Below are 21,813 nucleotides of genomic sequence, written 5' to 3' on the forward strand. Positions count from 1 at the left end.
TAAGAATCTGAACAGAATATTGACCCCAGTTGTCTATACTTAAGGAATATTGTGGAAACCATCGGCACACCTTGGCTATATGCCATTTTTTTTGCAATAGTCGCAGTCATGCTACTGATCGACTTTTTGGGCTTTAAGCATAAAGATCCGCTAGAGAATTCCGACGTAAACGCAGTACAAAATGAGCATCAACCTGTATCTATTAAATTGGCTGCGCTATGGAGTATTGCTTGGGTCAGTGTATCTGCTTTATTCGCAGGCGGATTATGGTGGTATCTAAATACAAATTTAGGCACGGCAGTTGCTAACCAAAAAACCTTGGAGTTTGTGACTGGTTATTTAATCGAAAAATCACTAGCGATTGATAACGTGTTTGTCTGGCTCATGATTTTTGGCGCGTTTGCTGTCCCACCTGCTTTGCAGCGTCGTATACTATTATATGGTGTAATAGGCGCTATTGTTTTACGCACTATTTTTATTCTTGCAGGCGCATGGCTAATTCAAGAGTTTTCATGGGTACTTTATATCTTTGGTGCGTTTTTGGTTTATACCGGTTATAAGTTTCTAAAAGGTGGTCACGACGAACCTGTCGACCTTGAAGAAATGAAGCTATTAAAATGGCTGCGTAGACATATGCGCATTACGCCCACGCTGCGAGGCGAAAAATTTTTAGTGCGTGAAAATGGTCTATTGTGAGCGACACCCATGTTGGTAGTGTTAATTTTAGTCGAAATCTCTGATGTTATTTTTGCGGTTGACTCTATTCCTGCCATTTTTGCCATTACCACCGACCCATTCATTGTATTGAGTGCTAATTTATTCGCTATTTTAGGTCTACGTGCTATGTTCTTCCTGTTATCAGGCGCAGCAGCCACAATGCACTACTTACCATATGGGCTAGGCGTAATCATGACCTTTATTGGTATAAAAATGCTGCTACTTGATCTTTATCATGTTCCAATTGCCATCTCTTTAGGCTTTATTGCAGTAGTGCTCATTATTACTGGGTTGATGTCATGGCGTTATGCTAAAAATAATCCGCAGGCGCAGATATAAGCAAATATGGGACTAAACATATCTATCAAAACCTTGGTATGAAACGTGCACTGCAAGTTTCTGCAGGAACTGGTTTAACTGCGTCAAGCTCCTGTTTAATCTCCTTATCTAACACTAAAAACTTAGGTATAGTTGACTAATACACTTTGACGAATGGTCGTGCTTTTAGACTATTTAATATTATTGATGATTACAACTGTGAAGCCTTAACCATTGGGATTGACTTCTCACTGCATGCTCAATCATACGTAGGCTGAATCAGCTGATTGAAATTGAATACCGAGGTAAACCGGTTCAAGTAAGATGTGATAACAGACCTGAATACCTCAGTAATACACTCAAAGACTGAGTGATAGAACAAAGCATCCTGATCAATTATATTAAGGCTATCTACAACAAAATGCTTATGTTAAGCGCTATAAAAGAACGATACGCTATGATTGGTTAAACCAAGAGTTGTTTACGGATTTAGATCGAGTCCGTAAACAAACAAAGGATTGGTTGCATCATTACAATAACGCACGACTTAATATGCATAGTAGCAGCTCTACGCTGACACAGAAATTAAATCAGGCAGTTTAATTATATTTAATAGGTATCTTATAGTTGGAAGGATCGTAATTAGAGCAACAGATCCATGGATACATTCATTATTATAATATGGCAACGGCCATCGATAAAATGATGAATAGAAACTACTGTTACAAATTACCTTTGATTTGAACCCGTTCTATTCCATTACAATAATAAATAAGTCACCAATAGGATAAGGTAATTTAATGCATCAAATGAGTGAGTGGGTGCTGGCTATCATGGTAAAGTTTGGGTATCTCGGCATTGTATTTGCTATGTTTGCCGAAAATGTTTTCCCGCCTATACCGTCTGAGCTTATTATGCCAGCAGCAGGTTTTGCGGCAGCTAGAGGTGATTTAAATATATTTCTAGTTATACTAACGGGTACGTTTGGCAGCGTTATTGGTGCCTTGCCTCTATACTATTTAGGAACTTTGTTTAATAAAGAACGCCTAATATTATTTACTGAAAAGTACGGTAAATACGTATTTATTAAGGCTGAGGATATTTTATCTTCCAATGCTTGGTTCGATAAACATGGTAAGAAAGCGGTCTTTTTTGGCCGTATGGTACCTGGTATTCGTTCACTGATTTCTATCCCTGCAGGAATGAATAAAATGTCGCTGATCTCTTTTTTAACATTAACGGCTTTAGGGTCTAGTATTTGGACGACAGCGTTGACTCTAGCAGGGTTTTATCTGGGTAAAAACTATGAAGTCATTGCGACTATGCTAGCACCATACTCTAAGCTTTTCTTACTGCTTGCCATAGCTATTATTATCGCTTGGCTTATCAAACGTCGAATTTCTGCTCAGCACAGTAATATTAATATTTAAAAGGCTTTGAACCGCCCCGAGATTGTCGGAGACTCAACTTTCTGAGAGAATACGACAATGAAAACACGAAACTATACCCCTGAAATGAAAGAGCGTGCGGTTCGCATGCTCATTGAAGCCAAAGACGAATATCCTTCCACATGGTCTGCAATTCAAGCCATTGCCCCTAAGATTGGCTGTACGCCTGAAACCTTGCGGTCATGGTATAAGAAGCACATCGATCAAACCATACCTGCTAATGTTCAAGCTCAAAGCCAAGCCGAGCGCATCAAAGCGCTTGAACGTGAGAACAGAGAATTAAAGCAAGCTAATGAGATTATAAGGAAAGCAGCTGCTTTTTTCGCCCAGGCGGAAATAGACCGCCCACCGAAGTGATGATCAAATTTATTGATGAGAATAAGTCAGAATATGGGACCCAAGCCATTTGTAGAGTCTTGCCGATTGCTCCATCAACCTATTACCGTGCTAAAGACTTGGAGAGCTGCCCTGACAAGCGCTCATTACGCAGTCAACATGACGACTTCTACATCAGTGAAATCAGGCGCATCTGGCAGGACAGCAAGTGCCGCTACGGTGCGCGTAAAGTCTGGCAGCAAATGAAGGCTGACGGCAGTCATGTGGCTCGTTGTACGGTAGAGCGGTTAATGAAGCAGCATAGCATGCAGGGGGTTTGGCGCGGTAAAGGTAAGATAACCACCAACAGCCGTGATGACCAGAAGCGCGCTGATGATTTGGTCAATCGCAACTTTAGCGCACGCCACCCTAACCAGCTGTGGGTGGCTGATTTTACCTATATCAAGACGACAAGCGGCTGGGTTTATACTGCTTTTATCATTGACGTGTTTGCTCGCGCTATCGTGGGCTGGAAGGTATCTAATCGTATGAACACCGATATGGTGATGGCAGCACTAAACCAAGCAATAGCAGATAGAAATAATCCAAAAGATGTGATTCATCATAGTGATCGCGGGGTTCAGTACTTGTCTATCCGCTATACAGACAAAATGACAGATTCTGGTGTGATCGCCTCTGTTGGTACAACGGGTGATTCATACGATAATGCGTTGGCTGAAACGGTTAACGGGCTGTATAAAACGGAGGTGATTGATTATTTAAAACAGCAGTGGCAAGGTGTGAATGATGTTGAATTAGCAACCCTTGAATGGGTGGACTGGTTTAATAAAAAAAGGCTGCATAGTGCGATTGGCTATGTGTCACCTTTTGAGTTTGAGAAGCGGTATTATGATAATCTTAATCTGTTAGGCATTGCTGCTTAACTTGAATAAACAGTCTCCGATATAGTCGGGGCGGTTCACTTTCTTACATAAATAATTTAACTCCTATTTAAACCATTGTCTTAGATGATGTAATTGATCTTTTGGGATGCCATTATATTTACGCATATAATGCCTGCCTTAACTCCAAAAGTTGAACCGCCCAGAGATTGCCGAAGACTTCCTGTCCTTAAAGAATCAGACAAATTTGGGACGGTTTATAGTATAGCTATAGAAGCCATGAGTTTCATTAAGTGTCATCTCTCTCAATTTTTACTAGAAGAATTCTTGTAGACAAAGCTTCTAAAATTGTAAAAACATACCCATCACTGCTGACTTGCTCATTAACTTGACCAATACCGCCTAGCCTAAAATTGATATAGCCACCTAAGGTCAGCTGCTCGACTTCTTCTAATAAACTTGGCTCATTTAACTCAAGACGCAATTGATCTAGGCTAATAGTACCTTCAGCTATCCAATGATCATCTTGTTTAAAAAACTCTAACGTTTCATCTTCATCAGGAAACTCGCCAGCAATGGCTTCAAACAGATCTAAAGGCGTCACTAGTCCTGCGACTTGACCATACTCATCAACCACTATAGCCAAGTTACCCTTGGCATTTTTTAGCAAATTAATAAGACGCAAATTACCAATGCTATTAGAAACGAAAACAGGCTTTTGCTTAGTAAATAAAGGTTCTAAAGCCGAGTAAATATTGTCAGGCTGTTTGTTTAATACCGATAAGATATCTTTGGCTCGTACTACGCTCAATATCTTGTTTAACTGTCCTTGGCAAACAGGTAATAAACTGTGTGGTGTCGATAGTACTTTCTTATATATCTCGTCTATACTATCTTCTATATTAATCCAAGAGATATCTGAGCGTGGCGTCATGATGGTTTCAACATCTCGTTCGCCTAACGCGAGCACACCGCTGATCATATAACGCTCCTCTTCTTCAAAAGGAATGACTGGTATGGAGCTTTTGTCTTCCGTTAGCAGATCTTCATTATCGTTAGAAGTTTTACCACCCATCAGTTTTAGAATACTGTCTGCGGCTCTATCTCGTAGAGGAATAACGCTCTCATGCTTATTACGGTTACGTTGCATGAATTGATTAAAGGCTTCAATAACAATAGAAAAGCCAATGGCTGCATATAAATAGCCTTTTGGTATGTGAAAGCCTAATCCTTCAACGATCAAACTAAATCCAATCATAAGCAAAAAGCCCAAGCATAGGATAACGACAGTAGGATGCTTACCCACAAAATCAGTTAAAGCTTTGGCCGCTAAAATCATTACTGCCATGGCTACAATAACCGCAGCCATCATTACTTCTACATGCTTTACCATGCCAACCGCGGTTATCACTGCATCAAAGGAGAAGACGGCATCCAAGATAACGATTTGTGCAACAACAGCCGCAAAGCCTGCATATACTTTACTATTATTATTAGTATCAGGTTTGCCTTCTAATCGCTCATGCAGCTCAAGTGTTGCTTTGAATAATAGAAAGAAACCACCGACAACCAAGATCAAGTCTCTGATTGATAAATTGAATGTACCATAACTAACCACAGGTTCAGTCAGTGTCACAAGCCATGACATGACAAACAGTAGCCCTAAGCGCATAACTAGCGCTAGACCAAGCCCTAGATTGCGAGCTTTACTACGTTGATGCGGGGGAAGTTTGTTAGCAAGAATGGCAATAAAAACTAGATTATCAATACCTAGGATAATCTCAAGACTAACTAACGCAAGAAAACCAAGCCATATCGAAGGATCGCTTAGAAGTTCTATCATTTAATTTGATACTCTTTATTGAAAGGGATTAAGAGAACAATACAGCTATTGCTAAAAAGTAACAGTGGTTTCAGTGATAATGCTGGTCTAAATCCAGAAGATAATTAGACAAACTACATTACAGATTTAAGCGTTACGGTTTATTAGTTCTTTTGCAAAAAATACCGACTTTATCCTGAATTCTGTGTAGCAGTCATTCATTTTATGCCAACATTTACAAAAAATCTAGATACGCCTACTTAATATCGATAACTACACCTTCCCACACACGCCTTTAGAATTCTTAACTAAAGCCGAAACTTTCTGCAAAACTGAGCTATGCTGAAAAAATGTAAAACCAAACTTGGTAAACTAAGCATATTAAGCGGAGTTTATCAAAGAGTTGGTTGGCTATGCTATCAATAAGCGAATGACCGCAAATCTAGTAGGCAAAGCATTGAACATGGCTGTCAAGAATAGAGGCCCAAGCCAAAGACTAATTGTGCACTCTGACAATCGAAGAATGAATTAGTATATCAACAAGACTATAAAATAAGGATTGTAGCGATCAACGATATTATTAGCTATATTAAGCTCTACTACAATCAAAAGAGTTTAGGCTATAAATCGCCAAGACAGGTAATGGAATCGCCTTTGATGTTGACATCTAGACCAATATCGAAGGTAGTGATATCCGCATGCGACTAACCAGTGGTCATAGTTTTTTATCCGACCATTGCCACTCGGTCTAGTTTGGCAGTGATTGAGTGGAGGTAAAACACTATAAAAATGTATTGCCCAAATACGCGTTAAATTTTGTAGTACGGTGTTATGACAATGTCTATCAAATCATTTTAAAATTATCAAAAGCCATAATCGCCGTTTTTTTAGTCTCATCAATATTTTTCTTTTGCCCACTATCTTTATCAAGATATACCAATACTGACTCACCACTAGCGACGATAGTATTCGTAGCCGTACTATAATAAGTATATTCATGAATCAAGCTAGCATTGCCAATTTTTTTGACTCGAACGCCAATCCATAAGGTATCAGGATGAGTCACAGGTTTGAAATATTGACAGGACGATGCTGCCATGACAGAAAAAGTCTTTTCATTAAATAAATTCAATTGACTGTTATAGTAGATACGGGCATTTTGAGCGTAAGTGTAATAGACCACATTATTGACATGGCCAAAAGAATCCATATCGCCCCACTCTACTTGTTGAGAGTAAATCGCAGCGAAACCATGCATAGGGTGATGCTTGTCTTTATCAAGCGTTTCTTGTATTTCCGGTAATATACCTAAAGCCTTCATATTATTCCCGTCTCGTCATACCGATGAATGTACCTATCTATTTATAAATCTATGTAGAAACCAGCCTATGAATACACCTACTAAAATAAGCATTCAGCTTAAATAATGGTTGTATAATCCTTAAAAAGTATTCTTTGAATCAAATCAGTTTTTCTGCGCACATCATCCGCATTCTTTTCTTATCAAGCTTGCCCACACTAGTCTTTGGCATCTCTAATAAAAATTTGATTTCATTTGGTACGCCATACTTTGGTAGATATCCTTTTTCAACTGCTTGATGGCCTAATGCTAAAATATCAGCCGCTTTGGTATTCGCATAGTCAGGTTTTAAGACGACCAACGCTAACGGTCTCTCGCCCCACCTTTCATCGGGCACCCCAATCACCGCAACATCAGCGACACTTGGGTGAAAAGAGAAAATAGTTTCAACTTCAAGCGAGGATATCCATTCACCACCAGACTTAATCACATCTTTTAGCCGATCCGTAATGCTTAAAGTACCACTAGAAGAAATACTGGCAATATCTTGGGTATGCATCCAGCCACCTTCCCATAGCTCATTTCCAGCATCTGAGTTTTTAAAATAGCTTTGGGTCAGCCAAGGCGCTCGAATAACCAACTCTCCTGTAGATTTACCATCCATGGGTTGAGGCTTACCATTTTCGTCCCATATCTCCATGGAGACGAGCATAATTGGTGAGCCAGAAAGACAACGATAGTTAAGCTGCTCTTTCATTTCCATCGAGTCAGTTTTATCACCAAATACCGCTCTGGATAACACAGGACAGGATTCTGACATACCAAATCCAGACATAAACTCGATACCGCTTTCAATAGCCGCTTTGGCTATACCTTCATTTAACTTGGAGCCACCTAACAATAATTTGAGACCATCAAACTTACGTCCTCGTGCTGCCATCTCCTTTAATAACATCTGTAAGATTGCTGGAACGCCATGTGAAAGTGTCACCTTATGCTGTTCAATTAAATCCACCAGCCTTGGGGCTAGGTAGCGCCCTGGGTACACTTGTTTAAGTCCTATCATGGTTGCTCCATACGGCCAACACCAAGCGTGCACATGGAATAACGGTGTCATTGGCATGTAGACATCATTGTAGCGAGCGCCTTGACCTTCAGCATTTAGTGCGGATGCTAGCGTACTTGCCAGCGTCTGTAATACGATTTGCCGATGGGTAAAAAAGACACCTTTTGGGTCGCCCGTCGTGCCACTGGTATAAAATGTCGTGGCAATGGTGTTTTCATCGAAATCTGGAAAATCAAACGCGTCACTGGCCGCAGCTAACAGGGCTTCATACTCACCTTCGACATAATCCGGCATGCTGGATCGATCAGTTTGTGGCTCATATTCGCCATACTTTTCGTTATCGAGTTTTGTGTCATAAAGCTCTGTGTCATCGAGCCAAATAGTTTTCTCGATAGAAGGCGCGTCATGACGGTAGTTTTTCGCCATTGGCTCAAATTCAGCATTTAACAATAACGCTTTCGGCTTAGCATGATTGATGGTATAGAGCACTTTGTCTTCAGCCAGACGTACATTGACCGTTTGCAAAATCATGCCAGACATGGGTACAGCAAAATAGGCTTCAAGGTAACGATGACTGTCCCAATCCATAACGGCAACCACATCACCTGCTTGTAAACCCATGTTTTTAAGCACGTTTGCCAAACGGTTAACGCGCTTGAAAAACTCAGCATACGTATAAGTAACCTTATCGGCGTAACTAATAGTTTGATTCGTAGAGGCAATCTTTGCACGATTGAGCAGTTGTTTAATGATTAAAGGAAAACCATAAGCGTCTTGGGCTTGCTGATAATCCTCATGTTGGTTAAGTATAGAAGTCATTATTGTCGTCCTTGATCATAAAATAATGTGGCGAGAATCATAGTAATAAAGATAGCGTAGAAGATTTACACCCGTTCTATCACCATAGCAAGCCCTTGCCCAATACCAATACATAAGCTGACTACTGCATACTTGCCACCAGTACGCTGTAGCTCACGCGCTGTGCTTAATGCAATTCTTGCACCTGATGCACCAAGCGGATGCCCGACAGCAATTGCTCCGCCATTGGGATTGACGCGCTTGTCATCAAAGTTAATATCTAAACCTTTGAGACAGCCCAATACTTGTGATGCAAATGCTTCATTGATTTCAATAATGGCCATATCGTCGAGGGTCAAATCAGCACGCTTTAACGCCAGCTTAATGGCCTCAACAGGACCTACGCCCATAATATTTGGCTCAACCCCCATGGCACCAGATGAGAGAATCTTGGCGATAGGCTTGAAGCCTAACTTTTCTTCCGCCTGTTTTGAGCCAATAATCAAAGCAGCTGCGCCATCATTGATACCTGACGCATTGCCAGCTGTAACGACACCTTCGTCATTTAAAGGTTTCAATTTTTGTAATGCTTCAACCGTAGAGCTGGCACGCGGATGCTCATCTTCCACTATCACTTTTTCAGGGAGCTTTTTGCCTTGTGATACCATAATTGGTGTTATTTCATCGTCGAAGAACCCAGCTTGTTTGGCGGCTTGGTATTTAGCTTGCGAAGCTGCTGCGAACTTATCCGCAGCTTCACGACTGATACCATATTTGCGCGCCACATTATCACCCGTTTGCGGCATGCTATCGTTGCCAAATTGCTCTTCGATGATAGGATTGGGGAACCGGCTGCCGATGGTGGTGTCGAATACTTTGAATTCACGACTAAAAGGCTGCTCGGTCTTAGCAAAGACGAAAGGTGCACGGGTCATGGATTCAACACCGCCCGCTAAAATGATATCTCCCTCATTGCAAGTAATACTATGAGCAGCATCGATGACGGTTGATAATCCTGAAGCACATAGGCGATTGACCGTTTGACCCGGTGTTTTTACATCTAACCCTGCTAACAGCGCAGCATTACGGGCGATGTTGCGTGAGTCTTCACCAGCTTGATTGGTATTACCGATCAATACTTCATCAAAGATATCGTTAGGTAATTGGTGCTTTTCCACCAAGTTCTTTATCACCGTGGCAATCAAATCGTCAGGACGAGCCGTTGCTAATGCACCGCCATGCCGACCAAAAGGGCTTCTTAATCCATCATAAATATAGGCATCTAACATAACTGTTCCTTGTCGTATTTTTGATATTTGTCTTTTAAACCGTTGTCTTCTAAAGTATGGTTTTTAAAAAAGCTGTTTGCCTAAAATAAGCAGCCATAAAATGTCTGGTTGAATAAAGTGATACGTCTATTATTACGAATATTGGGCTTGCTGAGTAAACAGCGAGATACCAAGAGTAGCGCGGCGCTGTAACCATGGACTTGGACGATAACGCGGATCACCCGTTAACGCATAGATACGCGTTAAAATAAGTAGTATTCTCTCAGCACCAAGCTCATCTCCCCATGAGATAGGGCCATACGGATAACCCAATCCAAGCTTAACCGCCTTATCAATATCTTCAGGAGACGCGATGCCCTGTAGTGCAATATCACACCCTAAATTAACCACCATCGCAATGACTCGCTGCGTCACAAAGCCCGTGCTTTCATTGATGAGCGTGGCACCGGCAGTAGACTGTATTAATTCTTTATTTTCATTGATAGTTTTGTCTGGACTCTTACCGAACAAAGCATAAGCTTGTGCCACAAACTTATCTTGGGTGACGATACTTGGCATCAAAGTACGATGCATTGACAAGTCAGTCAGCATATCGATGGCAACCGCTTGTTTGGGATTCACTTGATAGCGCATAGCAGCATTGGTTGTGTCCTCGCCATACATGGCCAGTAATATCAGGCTGTCAGAATGTGGCTTGTCGTTATCATCAATATTGATATTGTTAGAATACAAATAATCAACCAGCTGCTGCCTATCCTCTACTAAATCTGCGCCAATCCAAACTGAGGTAATGGCTGCATCAGATACTGACACCTCAAACGATGGCTGTTGAGGTGTATTTGCTGTGACTTTTTGACCCTCTTCATACTGATAAAAGCCTTCACCAACTTTGCGACCGAGCTTTTTCCCTATCAGCATTTGACGCGTTAAAGGATGGGGACGATAACGTGCCTCAGAGTAAAATTGGTTATAAACAGATTCCATCACTGGATGCGATACGTCGATACCCGTAAGATCAAGTAGTTCGAACGGTCCCATCCGAAAACCAGCCCCTTCACGCAAAATGCGATCAATATCCTCAAAACTGGCAACCCCTTCCCCTAATATTTTTAAGGCCTCCGTGCCATAAGCGCGGCCACCATGATTGACGATAAAGCCTGGCGTGTCTTTTGCCACCACTCCTAAATGTCCCATGTGTGTCGCTAATGCAGTCAATGTCTCGACGACGGATGGATGAGTAGAAAGCCCCGGAATTACTTCAACGATTTTCATTAATGGCACTGGATTAAAGAAGTGAAATCCAGCCACACGTTCTGGGTACGCACAATTGGCGGCAATCGCGGTCACGGCTAATGAGGAAGTATTGGTTGCCAAAATTGTCTTGGTAGACACAATGCTTTCTAATTGTTTAAAAAGCTGTTGCTTGATTTCTAGGTTTTCAACAATGGCTTCAACAACGACATCTACTGCGGATATTTTGGCCATATCCTCAATCACTATCAGATTTGCCAAAGTAGATTGAAGCTGCGCGTCGTTAAACTTACCTTTAGCCGTTAGTTTTTCGAGCATGGTTTGAAGAGATTGACGCCCTTGTGCAGCAGCGCCAATTTTGGCATCGAACAAAAGCACCTGAATACCCGCTTGGGCAGCAATTTGGGCGATACTCATGCCCATGACACCTGTGCCGATGATGGCCAATGATTTGATACTTATTATATTGGCGGTCATAGTAGTCCTTTATATGATCTTATTGAATAATCTCGTTTTCAAAAAATTGGTCTGCTTGTCCTTAGCAAACCACACGCTACTGGCCTTTATAATTTGCGTCACGTTTTTCCAAAAAGGCCTTTACACCCTCTTTTTGATCTTCTGTATCAAACAAAATCTGAAAAGCTTTACGCTCCAAAGCCAATGCAGCCTGTAGCGGCATATCGACCCCGAGATTGGCCACTTCTTTGATTTGCGTCAGCGCAATGGGCGAATAACCTGCCAGTTTTGTAGCAATATCAATGGCACGCTTGATGGTGGTTTCATCGTCAACCACTTCATAAACCAGCCCCATTTGATCCGCGGCTTCAGCGCTGATCATATCGCCTGTCAGTATCAGCTTCATGGCTTTATGCTTGCCAACGGTACGAAACAATCGCTGCGTGCCCCCAGCTCCCGGCATCAGCCCAATTTTGATTTCTGGTTGACCAAATTTAGCAGACTTGCCAGCGACAATAATGTCAGCATGCATAGCCAGCTCACAGCCGCCACCAAGCGCATAACCATTGACCGCAGCAATAATTGGCTTGCGACAATTGGTAATCGCATCCCAATAACGCTCGCTATGACGTAGATATACATCGACTGTTTTTGCCGTCAAAAAATCATTAACGTCAGCACCAGCTGCGAATACCTTATCACCACCAGTCAGCACAATGGCTTTAGTCTGTGGCTCGTCATTGAGTTGGATAAAGATATCTGCCAGTTTCTGACGCAATTCAGTATTTAACGCATTGCGAACTTTGGGTCGATTGAGCGTGATCACGCAAACACCATTCACTGGCGACTCAATCAAAATTGTTTGCTCTTCCATGACACTATTCCTTTTAAACCTTTGTAAACAACAAATACCGCATAGCGATATTTAATTCCAATATATACTGTTTATTTCTATTTGTGAAGAGACAACCACAGATATTATTAAAAGAAAACCATAATTCTAATATATTCAATTGTCGTTAAATACCGCATTGCGGTTTTTTAAACCAAAATCATTGTAATTTAACAAACTATCTATTATGCTGTTTATTCGAATGAACCGTAACACCCTCATTAAGCAAGCTTAGCCATTGTTTCAACAAGGAAGAAATACATGATTAGAGATAAGGAAGTACTCGACCATATCGTCCAAACCGTCCGTCAGTTTGTCACCGACCAACTGATACCAAAAGAGGATTGGGTAGCAGAAAACGATCGTCTGCCAGAAGATATCATTGATCAAATGCGTGAATTGGGTTTGTTTGGACTGACTATTCCAGAAGCCTACGGTGGGCTTGGCCTAACAATGGAAGAGGAAGTCATTGTGGCTTTTGAGTTAGGGCGCACCTCACCTGCCTTTCGCTCATTAATAGGCACGAACAATGGTATTGGCTCGTCCGGTCTTGTAATTGACGGTACCGAAGAACAAAAACAAAAATATCTGCCAAAACTTGCCAGCGGTGAAATTATCGGCTCTTTTTGCTTGACTGAACCAGAGTCAGGCTCGGATGCTGCTTCCCTTCGAACCACCGCCATTAAAGATGGTGACAACTATGTACTCAACGGCACCAAGCGCTATATAACCAATGCGCCTCAAGCGGGCGTGTTTACCGTGATGGCACGTACGGATCCGCAAAACAAAAGATCCGGCGGCATCTCAGCATTTATCGTTGAGAGTGATACGCCGGGTATCACACTTGGCAAAATTGATAAAAAAATGGGACAAAAAGGCGCGCACACTTGTGATGTGATCTTTGATAACTGCGTCGTTCCTGCCAGTGCATTGATCGGCGGTATTGAGGGTGTGGGTTTCAAAACGGCCATGAAGGTACTTGATAAAGGTCGCTTACATATTGCAGCTGCCAGTACAGGCGCTGCCACACGTATGTTAAATGACGCGCTACATTACGCGGTAGATCGCAAACAGTTTGGACAGCCCATTGCCAATTTTCAGCTCATTCAAGCGATGCTTGCTGATTCAAAGGCAGAGATTTATGCGGCCAAATCTATGGTGTTAGATGCAGCGCGTTTACGTGATGAAGGCAAAGATGTCATAACAGAGTCCTCATGCGCCAAGATGTTTGCTACCGAAATGTGTGGCCGCGTCGCGGATAGAGCCGTTCAGATTCATGGCGGCGCAGGCTATATCGCTGATTATGGTATTGAGCGTTTTTATCGTGATGTGCGTCTATACCGCTTATATGAAGGGACGACTCAGATTCAGCAAATCATCATTGCACGCAATATGATTAAAGAAGTGAGCGAGTAATGCGCCCTTTTTTCAATGCCATCAGTTTAAGTATCAGTAGGCATTAGTTTTATCAAAGCATATTGAGGTATTTGCTGGGACGCAGATGCCTCAATCATGTTAGTCACGTCACTATAGTGTTTTACTCTCACAACAATAAGGATATATATTGTGAAAAGTGCTGCTATAACTTCGAATTCAGACTTGGGTACTGCACAAAAGCAACCTTGGAAACTGGCGTTCTTTTTTTGTTTTTTGGTATTGCTATGTGATGGGGCGGATATTGGTATCCTTGCCTTTACTCTCTCAAGCTTGAAAGAGGAGTTTGGATTGACCAATGTTCAAGCTGGCGCGCTTGGCAGCTGGTCACTATTTGGTATGGCCATCGGCGGCGTGTTTGGCGGCTGGGCCTGTGATCGTTTTGGGCGAGTACGGGTTATTGTGATTGCAACGGCAATGTTTTCTATCCTGTCTGGTTTTAGCGGATTTGTGCAGAGCTATGAGCAATTTGTGGGCTTACGATTTGTCGCCTGTCTGGGTCTCGGTAGTTTGTATATCGCAACCAACACCTTGATGTCTGAGATGGTGCCGACTAAACATCGAACGACCGTACTTGCTGCATTGATGACAGGTTTTACCTTGGGGTCGTTAGTAATCACAAGCATCTCCGCTTGGATTATTCCAAGTTATGGCTGGCGCACCTTATACCTCTTAACCTTTATTCCTATTCTTCTCTCAATCTCTATGTATTTTTTGATTCCTGAGACGCAGTCTTGGAAAGCGGCACGTGCGCTTAAACTTAGTGGTGCAAAAGACCCTCTACAAAAGCCTGAGAATCCTTATAAAGCCATCTTTGAAAATCCAAAACATCGCTTGATGTTTATCTTATGGTCGATGAGCTCAGGATTATTACTCTTTGGTTATTTTGGGGTCAGCAATTGGCTGCCTTCTTATTTAGAAACCGAGCTGGGTATTAAGTTTAAAGAGATGGCGCTCTATATGGCGGGTACTTATCTGACCATGATGTTTGCTAAAGTATTGGCAGGTCTGGCAGCTGATAAAATTGGGCGCAAAATAGTCTTCGCATTTGGTACGATGGGTACAGCGCTTTTTATTCCAATATTGGTATATTTCCATACTCCCGAGAATATTGGTTGGCTCATGCTAACCTTCGGTTTCTTATATGGTATTCCTTATGCCATTAATGCCACCTATTTAACCGAAAGCTTCCCCACCGCTATTCGCGGAACGGCGATTGGCGGGGCTTTTAATATTGGACGACTCGGCTCAGTGATTGCCCCTGTCGCCATTGGTTATATGGCCATGCACAACTCTATCGGCGCAGGCCTATTGCTCATGGCAGGCGCGTACTTCTTATGTGGCCTTATTCCAACCCTATTTATCAAAGAACAGCAATATGATCCACAAAAAGCATAATAGTCGTCCATGTATGTACCGCATAGCGAAATAGATTATAATACCTTTGTGAATCTCTTAGTCGTGTCTTTAATATAATATTATTACCGCGAATTGTGCGTTTACTATCATATTTATATGAACTTAATTGAGATAAAAATACTATATGACCACTAAAAATCCTACAGACGAAGGCGCTAATAATACGACGCATATTGAGTTGCTAGAGCCCATTGCAGAGATGAGAGATCAAAGCGATAGACAGTTCATCACTGCTTTGGCTCGAGGACTTGAGCTATTGCGTTGTTTTACCCCGCAACGCCCTTTTTTAGGAAACCAAGAGTTAAGTCAATTAACAGGGCTTCCTAAAGGAACCATCACGCGTCTCACTTATACCTTAGTCAAGTTAGGTTATTTAAAGCAATCTCCAAATAGTAGCAAGTATCAACTTTCTGTAGGCGTGTTGGGGTTCGGCTATACCATGATGGCCAATATCTCTATTAATAACTTGGTCACCCCCTTTATGGAAGAGTTGGCAGACTATGCTAACAGTGCCGTGGCTATGGCCACTCGTGATCGCCTGACAATGGTGTATCTCAATGTTGTGCAAGGATCCAGCACCACGACCATGCGACGCAATGTCGGTTCCTACTTACCGATTCATTTAAGCTCAATGGGAAGAGCCTGCCTAGCCAGCATGCCGCAAGCTGAGCAAGAATTCATACTGGATGCCATTCGTACGAAGCATAAAGAGGATTGGTTAAAGATCAGACGCGGGCTCGATAAGGCTTTTAAAGATTATGACGATTACGGCTATTGTTTTTCTATCAGTGAATGGCAAAAAGACGTCAATGCGGTTGCCACAGCATTGATGCATCCAACTGAAGGCCTATTGACCTTTAACTGCGGCGCACCAAGCTTCGTTCTTAGTCGTGATAAATTAGAAGAAGACATCGCCCCTCGCCTGCTACATATGAAAAATAGCATTGAAGACAATTTGTACATTAGCTGATTTGTGAGGTTGTCTTCATCTCGTTCATCTGAGTTTTAGTTATAGCAAATCGATAATTCTTAATAAACAATCCACTTAAACCAAGATAGCGGCTCTCTAGCCGTTCTATACCTTGCAAAAGCATTGCAGCAAAAACCGAGTAGTGAAACATCATACGAAGAAACACCTACTAACAATTTTTAAACGACTAATGCATAACCGTAACGACCTGCCGTTAGATGTGCCCTATAAAAATAACAAGTCATCCCCATCAACTATTCAAGCGGTAATCACATATAGTCAGTTTTCAATAAAGTAGATACATTCATCATCATGTGAGACAGGTATAGATTTTTGTTGCGTGCTGTTAATACAAAGACTGCGCAGCACTCATCCCAGTTTCACTTCTCTTTTAAAGAGCATTGACCATAAATAATTTATATCACTTTTGCATATTATTTTCCGTGCCTTTAGGTACGTTTTTAAGGATTCACCATGAGCCAACTTTTTTCGCCTTTGACACTTGGGCAACTCACATTAGACAACCGTATTATAATCGCCCCTATGTGCCAGTACTCCGCCAATGATGGCGCGGCAAGCGATTGGCATACGATTCATTTGGGCCAAATGAGTTTGAGCGGCGCAGGACTACTTATCTTAGAAGCGACTGCGGTCAACCCACAAGGACGTATCAGCTATGCTGATTTGGGATTATGGGATGACAGGACGCAAACAGCGCTGGATAAAACGCTAACCGCTATCAGACAGTACAGCCCTATGCCGATTGGCGTACAACTTGCGCATGCTGGGCGTAAAGCGTCAACCGAAAAACCTTGGGACGGCGGCGGTTCGATTGCCCCTGATAAGGTAAATGGTTGGCAAACGGTGGCACCGTCGGCGCTTGCATATGATGAAAATTCTACTGTGCCTACAGCAATGACTCAAAATGACATTGACGAGTTAATAAGTGATTTTGTCAATGCGGCAAAACGCGCCGATGCGCTGGGTCTTGACTTGATTGAGATTCATGGGGCACATGGCTATCTATTACATCAGTTTTTATCACCGCTTTCTAATAACCGTGATGATCAATACGGCGGCAATCTTGAGAACAGAATGCGCTTGTTACTTGACGTATTTAAAGCGGTTCGAGCCGAGTTTCCAAGTGAAAAGCCCGTGGGTGTGCGTGTGTCTGCAACCGATTGGGTTGAGGGCGGCTGGGATCTTACACAAACGATCGAACTGGCTAAAGCATTAGAGGCGTTAGGCTGTGATTATATCCATGTGAGCACCGCAGGACTGAGTCCAGAACAACAAATTCCTGTGGAAGCTAACTACCAAGTGCCTTTTGCAACCGCGATAAAAGAAGCGGTAGATATACCAGTAATCGCCGTGGGATTAATCACTGAAGCCGAGCAAGCGCAAAGTATCATCACCAAGCAGCAAGCGGATGCGGTTGCATTGGCACGAGGCATGCTTTATGACCCGCACTGGCCTTGGCACGCTGCAGCCGAGCTTGGCGCAAAAGTAAAAGCGCCTAAACAATATCTGCGCTCAAGCCCACACGGTAAGCCGTCTCCAATAGAGTAAGTGTAATTGACCCACGAACATAGACTGAATACATTACTTGCTTCAGTCTATGTCTTAACTCGCTTTAAACCTAGTATAAGTAATTATGGTTTAAAAAATTAGACAAGGATTAGTGTGTTTAGCTAGACAGTGGGAGTCGTACCAATGCCCGCGTTAATGTGCCGGAAAAACAGGAACGTTTTGAATATTCAAGCAAGCTTGCTAGCCGAATTTTAACGCTTTGTTAAGTATTTCCACTCAATATACTTCTAACATAAGCGCTTATAACGGCTACCAAAATTCCAACGAAAATCCCAGACGAGAGCGTAAATATCCTATCAAATCTTTTCGTGCGATATTCCGACAGAAGCAAACTGCCTTTGCCAGATAAAGCAAATGTTTGTCCTTTTAGCGTTCCTGATGTCAGCATCCATGATAATCCTTCATATTCTGCCGAGCACTCAGCAGTACTACATGCAAAATATTTTCTAGCAAGAAGCTGTTCCTTATACCTGTTCGGATCAGGTCTTGAGCTATCTATTAAAAAATAGTCGTCTACAAAGCCTTCAGAAACCAACGAGGCAAAGACATAAAAATCCTTGTGATTTCGATGTTTTTTCGGAATCAGGTTACCTATCTCTTCAAGAGATAGCTCTCCAGATTTTTCCAATTCTTTCAATATCTTCAAAGCGGAACTTTGCATAAAACTCTCAGTAATACTTAGTCATAATTATTCCCACACGACGTTAACCTACGCTTTTCGTGGGTTAACTTAATTCAAAACTAGAGCCATAATTAATTTGTCGAATTACTAAACTACAAAATTAGTGCTATTTTTTCTGCCTTTTATTTTAGCAACAAACGCGATAACTGTATTAAGTCCGAGTGCAGTAACTTGTTGAGCGGCTCTTGAAAAACAACTAAAACTTAAAATCATTTCCCGAGGTTAGTTCTCCTTCAATTTTCTCAACAAAGCTTGCAATACAATGACGTAGCTCAGATAGTTTATCTGATGTAATTTCCACATGACTACCTTCCTTTGTTTTTCCGCCTCTGTGGACTATGTCATGACGAATCACAATGTATCCCATTAGTTGTTTAATCTCTAGCCTTTCGATATTCAGCGAACTCGAAAAAAGCGGCATAACTCTATCAAGACGATGCCAGACAGTTTTCTGTATGTACTGCTCAACCTGCTTTTTTAGCGTCTCAAGACGGTTGAATATAGTTGATAGCTCTAATTTTTCTTGCTTGAACTCAGAGCAGTTTGAAACGAATCTTTTAAAGACATCTTCATCGGTTTTAACCCGATATGACATAGTATCTGACAAGTATGTCTCTAAAGCACCAATTAGATGTGAATAAAGCAATTGGCGTAGTAGTACTTTATGCTTCGAATCTAGGACCGCCGCGTTTAATGAATCAATTTCTGATAAACGCTGAAGAAATTGTCGATATGGTGAGTCTTTCGCCTCCACTTCAAAAGAAAAGTATGCATCATAATCGGGTTTAGTATGTATTGGGGCCCATTCATATATACCGTCTGACTCCACATCATCAATTACAGCGCGCACTATGTCATCATCGAACAAATCCCCGAACCTATCACACAACTTGTCTTCTGCTTCGTAAGGACCTCCATGAATATAGAAGTACCCTCCTTCACGACCATTATATGGTGTATCATTCGCTGGGTCCCAAAAACGACTCAGGAACCATTGCCGCATAGCTTCATGACGCAGGTCAGACGGTGCTGATAAAAGCCATTCATTATTAGGTTCAAAGCCTAAACTTGTATTTACGCCCGCTTTTTCTGGTAATTCCGGATAGTGATCTTCAAGGTGGTCGTTATGGCCCATCGTTAACTCCAGTCAATTTTTTATGGTTCAGCTTAGAAGAGCTCAAAGCCACTTACAGGTTATTCTGGCATGTTTCGATGGCTTATAACACGCCAATATTTACCTTTGTAAACAAATAATTAAATAACCAAGAATCACGACTCGTTAGACGACGATTTCCGTAACCACCTCAGTTTTTACCAAGTTAGCGATAAAACATTGCTCGTACTCTTGATGATGTATTTTCTTCAAGTTACTACATTGTCGGTTGCTTATCACCCGAAAACGTAACCTGTAGTTTCAGTTTAGACTGCTATTTATACTAAGACTTTTCAATTCAGTTAAAAGCTACTTTTGGCTATCTTAGTTAGAATTATATTCTCACTTACCATTTGGTAGCGTATCCAAGCGAGGTTAGCAACCAAGATAAGCCATGATATAATGCCTTGATAATCGATATTTTATGAAAGGTTTACACCATGGCTCGTACCGCTAGCGCATTACACATTTTAGTAAAACACAAAGAACAGGCTGATGACATTCTTGCCAAGCTCCAAAAAGGTGCTCAGTTTGATGTGCTGGCTAAGAAACATTCCACCTGCCCATCAGGTAAAAAAGGCGGTAACTTAGGAGAGTTCACACAAGGTCAAATGGTACCCGCATTTGATAAAGTTTGTTTCAGCGGTGAGCTACTGACCCCACACTTAGTAAAAACCAAATTTGGCTGGCATGTGGTCAAAGTGCTTTATAGAACCTAAGCATTAGAGTGAAAGCTTTCACTACCGTCAGGCTTTGTTACCAAAACCCTCCAAACATAATTTTTAACAAATTGACATTGAGGGTCGGCTTATAATACCATTGATATATAGTTACTTTATAGATGGTTACTTTCATTCATCTCAACGATGATCCCATAATAACTTTTCGGAGACATCCCATGCAGTGGACTAAACCCGCTTTTCAAGACATCCGTATCGGTTTCGAAATCACTATGTATTTTGAAGCACGTTAAGATTTACTAGAACTCAGTACATTAAAAGCCCTAGATGATTAGGGCTTTTATTTTTTTAGAAATTTGGAAAAATTGATCTATGTATATTCATGTTTTAGGCTCAGCAGCTGGTGGCGGCTTTCCGCAGTGGAATTGCAATTGCGATAACTGTCATGGCGTGCGTCAGGGCACGATTGAAGCACAGACGCGTACCCAATCGTCAATCGCCATATCAGAAAATGGCGTAGATTGGATACTATTCAACGCCTCACCTGATATTCGCCAGCAGTTATTTGACTTTAAGGCGGCTCAGCCAGCTCGTCACTTGAGAGACACAGGGATCACAGATGTGGTGCTGATGGACAGTCAGCTTGACCATACCACAGGCCTGTTGACCCTACGTGAAGGCTGCCCTATTCGGATATGGTGTACAGACATGGTGCATCAAGACCTCAGCACAGGTTTTCCTCTTTTCAATATGCTAAAGCATTGGAACGGCGGCCTACAATACAATCAAATCGATCCAAAAAAGAGCTTTCAAATTGACGGCTACAGTAATTTAGAGCTAACCCCATTGGTTATCAGAAGTTCAGCACCTCCTTATTCTCCGCATCGCAATGATCCGCATGATGGCGACAATATTGCTTTGATTGTGAAAGATTTGAAAACACAAAAGCAGCTGTTCTATGCGCCAGGTTTGGGCAAAATTGACGATGAAGTAATGCAAATCATGAAAGCGTCTGATTGCGTGATGATTGATGGCACCTTATGGACTGATAATGAGATGCAAGAGTGCGGCGTCGGTACAAAAACCGGCCAAGACATGGGACATTTGCATATCAGTGGCGAAGATGGCTCACTCCATTATTTAGACCAACTCACCAATTCACGCAAGATATTGATCCATATCAACAACACCAATCCAATACTGAACGAAAAGTCTGAACAGAAAGCCCAACTAAAACAGCATGGGGTTGAAGTGGCTTTTGATGGCATGCAGATTGAGTTGTAAGGTGAAGACCGAAATATTAAGGTAAAA

At 41.9% G+C, this 21,813-nt stretch carries 17 protein-coding genes, 3 pseudogenes and 1 other annotated feature; of the genes and pseudogenes, 12 read left to right on the forward strand and 8 right to left on the reverse strand.

What is annotated here, in order from left to right:
• Nucleotides 1-51 precede the first annotated feature (51 nt).
• From CIK80_RS00375 to CIK80_RS00390, 4 genes and pseudogenes are all read left to right on the forward strand, one after another.
• Nucleotides 52-1,056, forward strand: a pseudogene (locus CIK80_RS00375) (TerC family protein).
• 146 nt (nucleotides 1,057-1,202) lie between these two features.
• A pseudogene (locus tag CIK80_RS00380) lies at nucleotides 1,203-1,638 on the forward strand (integrase core domain-containing protein); the annotation flags it as partial.
• A gap of 197 nt (nucleotides 1,639-1,835) precedes the next feature.
• Entirely contained in the window at nucleotides 1,836-2,465 is a 630-nt protein-coding gene (locus CIK80_RS00385; RefSeq protein WP_095568423.1) for a DedA family protein, read from the forward strand.
• Nucleotides 2,466-2,522: 57 nt separating this feature from the next.
• Nucleotides 2,523-3,742 (forward strand): IS3 family transposase gene (locus tag CIK80_RS00390; RefSeq protein ID WP_095568366.1). Its coding sequence is split into 2 segments (ribosomal slippage): nucleotides 2,523-2,799 and nucleotides 2,799-3,742, totalling 1,221 coding nucleotides; the frame shifts between segments, so codons are not numbered across the junction.
• Nucleotides 2,798-2,914 (forward strand) — a sequence feature (AL1L pseudoknot). It overlaps the preceding gene by 117 nt.
• Before the next feature lie 247 nt (nucleotides 3,743-3,989).
• Here the strand turns inward: CIK80_RS00390 and CIK80_RS00395 are convergent.
• Nucleotides 3,990-5,543, reverse strand: coding sequence for a TerC family protein (locus tag CIK80_RS00395; RefSeq protein WP_095568424.1), 1,554 nt, complete (start codon nucleotides 5,541-5,543; stop codon nucleotides 3,990-3,992).
• A gap of 370 nt (nucleotides 5,544-5,913) precedes the next feature.
• Here CIK80_RS00395 and CIK80_RS00400 point away from each other — a divergent pair.
• Nucleotides 5,914-6,230, forward strand: a pseudogene (locus CIK80_RS00400) (hypothetical protein); the annotation flags it as partial.
• A 136-nt stretch (nucleotides 6,231-6,366) separates the two neighbouring features.
• Here CIK80_RS00400 and CIK80_RS00405 read toward each other — a convergent pair.
• From CIK80_RS00405 to CIK80_RS00425, 5 genes are all read right to left on the reverse strand, one after another.
• A complete protein-coding gene (locus CIK80_RS00405) occupies nucleotides 6,367-6,843 on the reverse strand; it encodes an acyl-CoA thioesterase (protein ID WP_095568425.1) in 477 nt (158 codons plus the stop codon).
• Between the two features lie 139 nt (nucleotides 6,844-6,982).
• Entirely contained in the window at nucleotides 6,983-8,707 is a 1,725-nt protein-coding gene (locus CIK80_RS00410; RefSeq protein WP_095568426.1) for a long-chain-fatty-acid--CoA ligase, read from the reverse strand.
• 65 nt (nucleotides 8,708-8,772) lie between these two features.
• On the reverse strand, nucleotides 8,773-9,975 hold the full coding sequence (locus tag CIK80_RS00415) for a 3-oxoadipyl-CoA thiolase (protein WP_095568427.1): 1,203 nt from the start codon (nucleotides 9,973-9,975) through the stop codon (nucleotides 8,773-8,775).
• A gap of 132 nt (nucleotides 9,976-10,107) precedes the next feature.
• Entirely contained in the window at nucleotides 10,108-11,703 is a 1,596-nt protein-coding gene (locus CIK80_RS00420; RefSeq protein ID WP_095568428.1) for a 3-hydroxyacyl-CoA dehydrogenase, read from the reverse strand.
• 76 nt (nucleotides 11,704-11,779) lie between these two features.
• A complete protein-coding gene (locus tag CIK80_RS00425) occupies nucleotides 11,780-12,556 on the reverse strand; it encodes an enoyl-CoA hydratase (protein ID WP_095568429.1) in 777 nt (258 codons plus the stop codon).
• Nucleotides 12,557-12,835: 279 nt separating this feature from the next.
• Here CIK80_RS00425 and CIK80_RS00430 point away from each other — a divergent pair, with 279 nt between their 5' ends.
• From CIK80_RS00430 to CIK80_RS00445, 4 genes are all read left to right on the forward strand, one after another.
• Complete coding sequence (locus tag CIK80_RS00430; RefSeq protein ID WP_095568430.1) at nucleotides 12,836-13,990, forward strand: acyl-CoA dehydrogenase family protein; 1,155 nt, start codon at nucleotides 12,836-12,838, stop codon at nucleotides 13,988-13,990.
• A 150-nt stretch (nucleotides 13,991-14,140) separates the two neighbouring features.
• The gene (locus CIK80_RS00435) at nucleotides 14,141-15,406 is read left to right on the forward strand and encodes an MFS transporter (protein WP_095568431.1); all 1,266 of its coding nucleotides are present in this window, start codon (nucleotides 14,141-14,143) and stop codon (nucleotides 15,404-15,406) included.
• Nucleotides 15,407-15,551: 145 nt separating this feature from the next.
• Nucleotides 15,552-16,397, forward strand: coding sequence for an IclR family transcriptional regulator (locus CIK80_RS00440; RefSeq protein ID WP_095568432.1), 846 nt, complete (start codon nucleotides 15,552-15,554; stop codon nucleotides 16,395-16,397).
• Nucleotides 16,398-16,871: 474 nt separating this feature from the next.
• Nucleotides 16,872-17,966 (forward strand): NADH:flavin oxidoreductase/NADH oxidase, encoded by a 1,095-nt coding sequence (locus tag CIK80_RS00445; protein WP_095568433.1) that lies wholly within the window; start codon nucleotides 16,872-16,874, stop codon nucleotides 17,964-17,966.
• A gap of 223 nt (nucleotides 17,967-18,189) precedes the next feature.
• On the opposite strand, the gene CIK80_RS00450 is transcribed toward CIK80_RS00445, so the two are convergent.
• The gene (locus CIK80_RS00450; protein ID WP_095568434.1) at nucleotides 18,190-18,648 is read right to left on the reverse strand and encodes a hypothetical protein; all 459 of its coding nucleotides are present in this window, start codon (nucleotides 18,646-18,648) and stop codon (nucleotides 18,190-18,192) included.
• Nucleotides 18,649-18,865: 217 nt separating this feature from the next.
• Nucleotides 18,866-19,804, reverse strand: coding sequence for a HEPN domain-containing protein (locus tag CIK80_RS00455; protein WP_095568435.1), 939 nt, complete (start codon nucleotides 19,802-19,804; stop codon nucleotides 18,866-18,868).
• Nucleotides 19,805-20,262: 458 nt separating this feature from the next.
• On the opposite strand from CIK80_RS00455, the gene ppiC reads away from it, so the two are divergent.
• The 3 genes from ppiC (at nucleotide 20,263) to pqqB (ending at nucleotide 21,786) form a co-directional block, all read left to right on the forward strand.
• The gene (gene ppiC, locus CIK80_RS00465; RefSeq protein ID WP_095568436.1) at nucleotides 20,263-20,541 is read left to right on the forward strand and encodes a peptidylprolyl isomerase PpiC; all 279 of its coding nucleotides are present in this window, start codon (nucleotides 20,263-20,265) and stop codon (nucleotides 20,539-20,541) included.
• A 179-nt stretch (nucleotides 20,542-20,720) separates the two neighbouring features.
• Nucleotides 20,721-20,795 carry a pyrroloquinoline quinone precursor peptide PqqA gene (gene pqqA, locus CIK80_RS15215; protein ID WP_075107140.1) on the forward strand — a complete coding sequence of 25 codons (75 nt, stop codon included), beginning with the start codon at nucleotides 20,721-20,723 and terminating at the stop codon, nucleotides 20,793-20,795.
• 79 nt (nucleotides 20,796-20,874) lie between these two features.
• The gene (gene pqqB / locus CIK80_RS00475; protein WP_095568437.1) at nucleotides 20,875-21,786 is read left to right on the forward strand and encodes a pyrroloquinoline quinone biosynthesis protein PqqB; all 912 of its coding nucleotides are present in this window, start codon (nucleotides 20,875-20,877) and stop codon (nucleotides 21,784-21,786) included.
• Nucleotides 21,787-21,813: the final 27 nt, after the last annotated feature.

It is taken from the genome of Psychrobacter sp. JB193, from assembly GCF_002285555.1.
GTDB classification, from domain to species: domain Bacteria; phylum Pseudomonadota; class Gammaproteobacteria; order Pseudomonadales; family Moraxellaceae; genus Psychrobacter; species Psychrobacter alimentarius.

Coding starts and splice junctions, on each gene's coding strand:
- CIK80_RS00450 (WP_095568434.1), bottom strand. CDS start 18,648: ATGCAAAGTTCCGCTTTGAAGATATTGAAAGAATTGGAAAAATCTGGA.
- CIK80_RS00385 (WP_095568423.1), top strand. CDS start 1,836: ATGCATCAAATGAGTGAGTGGGTGCTGGCTATCATGGTAAAGTTTGGG.
- CIK80_RS00445 (WP_095568433.1), top strand. CDS start 16,872: ATGAGCCAACTTTTTTCGCCTTTGACACTTGGGCAACTCACATTAGAC.
- CIK80_RS00430 (WP_095568430.1), top strand. CDS start 12,836: ATGATTAGAGATAAGGAAGTACTCGACCATATCGTCCAAACCGTCCGT.
- CIK80_RS00455 (WP_095568435.1), bottom strand. CDS start 19,804: ATGGGCCATAACGACCACCTTGAAGATCACTATCCGGAATTACCAGAA.
- pqqB (WP_095568437.1), top strand. CDS start 20,875: ATGTATATTCATGTTTTAGGCTCAGCAGCTGGTGGCGGCTTTCCGCAG.
- CIK80_RS00425 (WP_095568429.1), bottom strand. CDS start 12,556: ATGGAAGAGCAAACAATTTTGATTGAGTCGCCAGTGAATGGTGTTTGC.
- CIK80_RS00420 (WP_095568428.1), bottom strand. CDS start 11,703: ATGACCGCCAATATAATAAGTATCAAATCATTGGCCATCATCGGCACA.
- CIK80_RS00415 (WP_095568427.1), bottom strand. CDS start 9,975: ATGTTAGATGCCTATATTTATGATGGATTAAGAAGCCCTTTTGGTCGG.
- CIK80_RS00395 (WP_095568424.1), bottom strand. CDS start 5,543: ATGATAGAACTTCTAAGCGATCCTTCGATATGGCTTGGTTTTCTTGCG.
- CIK80_RS00440 (WP_095568432.1), top strand. CDS start 15,552: ATGACCACTAAAAATCCTACAGACGAAGGCGCTAATAATACGACGCAT.
- CIK80_RS00410 (WP_095568426.1), bottom strand. CDS start 8,707: ATGACTTCTATACTTAACCAACATGAGGATTATCAGCAAGCCCAAGAC.
- ppiC (WP_095568436.1), top strand. CDS start 20,263: ATGGCTCGTACCGCTAGCGCATTACACATTTTAGTAAAACACAAAGAA.
- CIK80_RS00405 (WP_095568425.1), bottom strand. CDS start 6,843: ATGAAGGCTTTAGGTATATTACCGGAAATACAAGAAACGCTTGATAAA.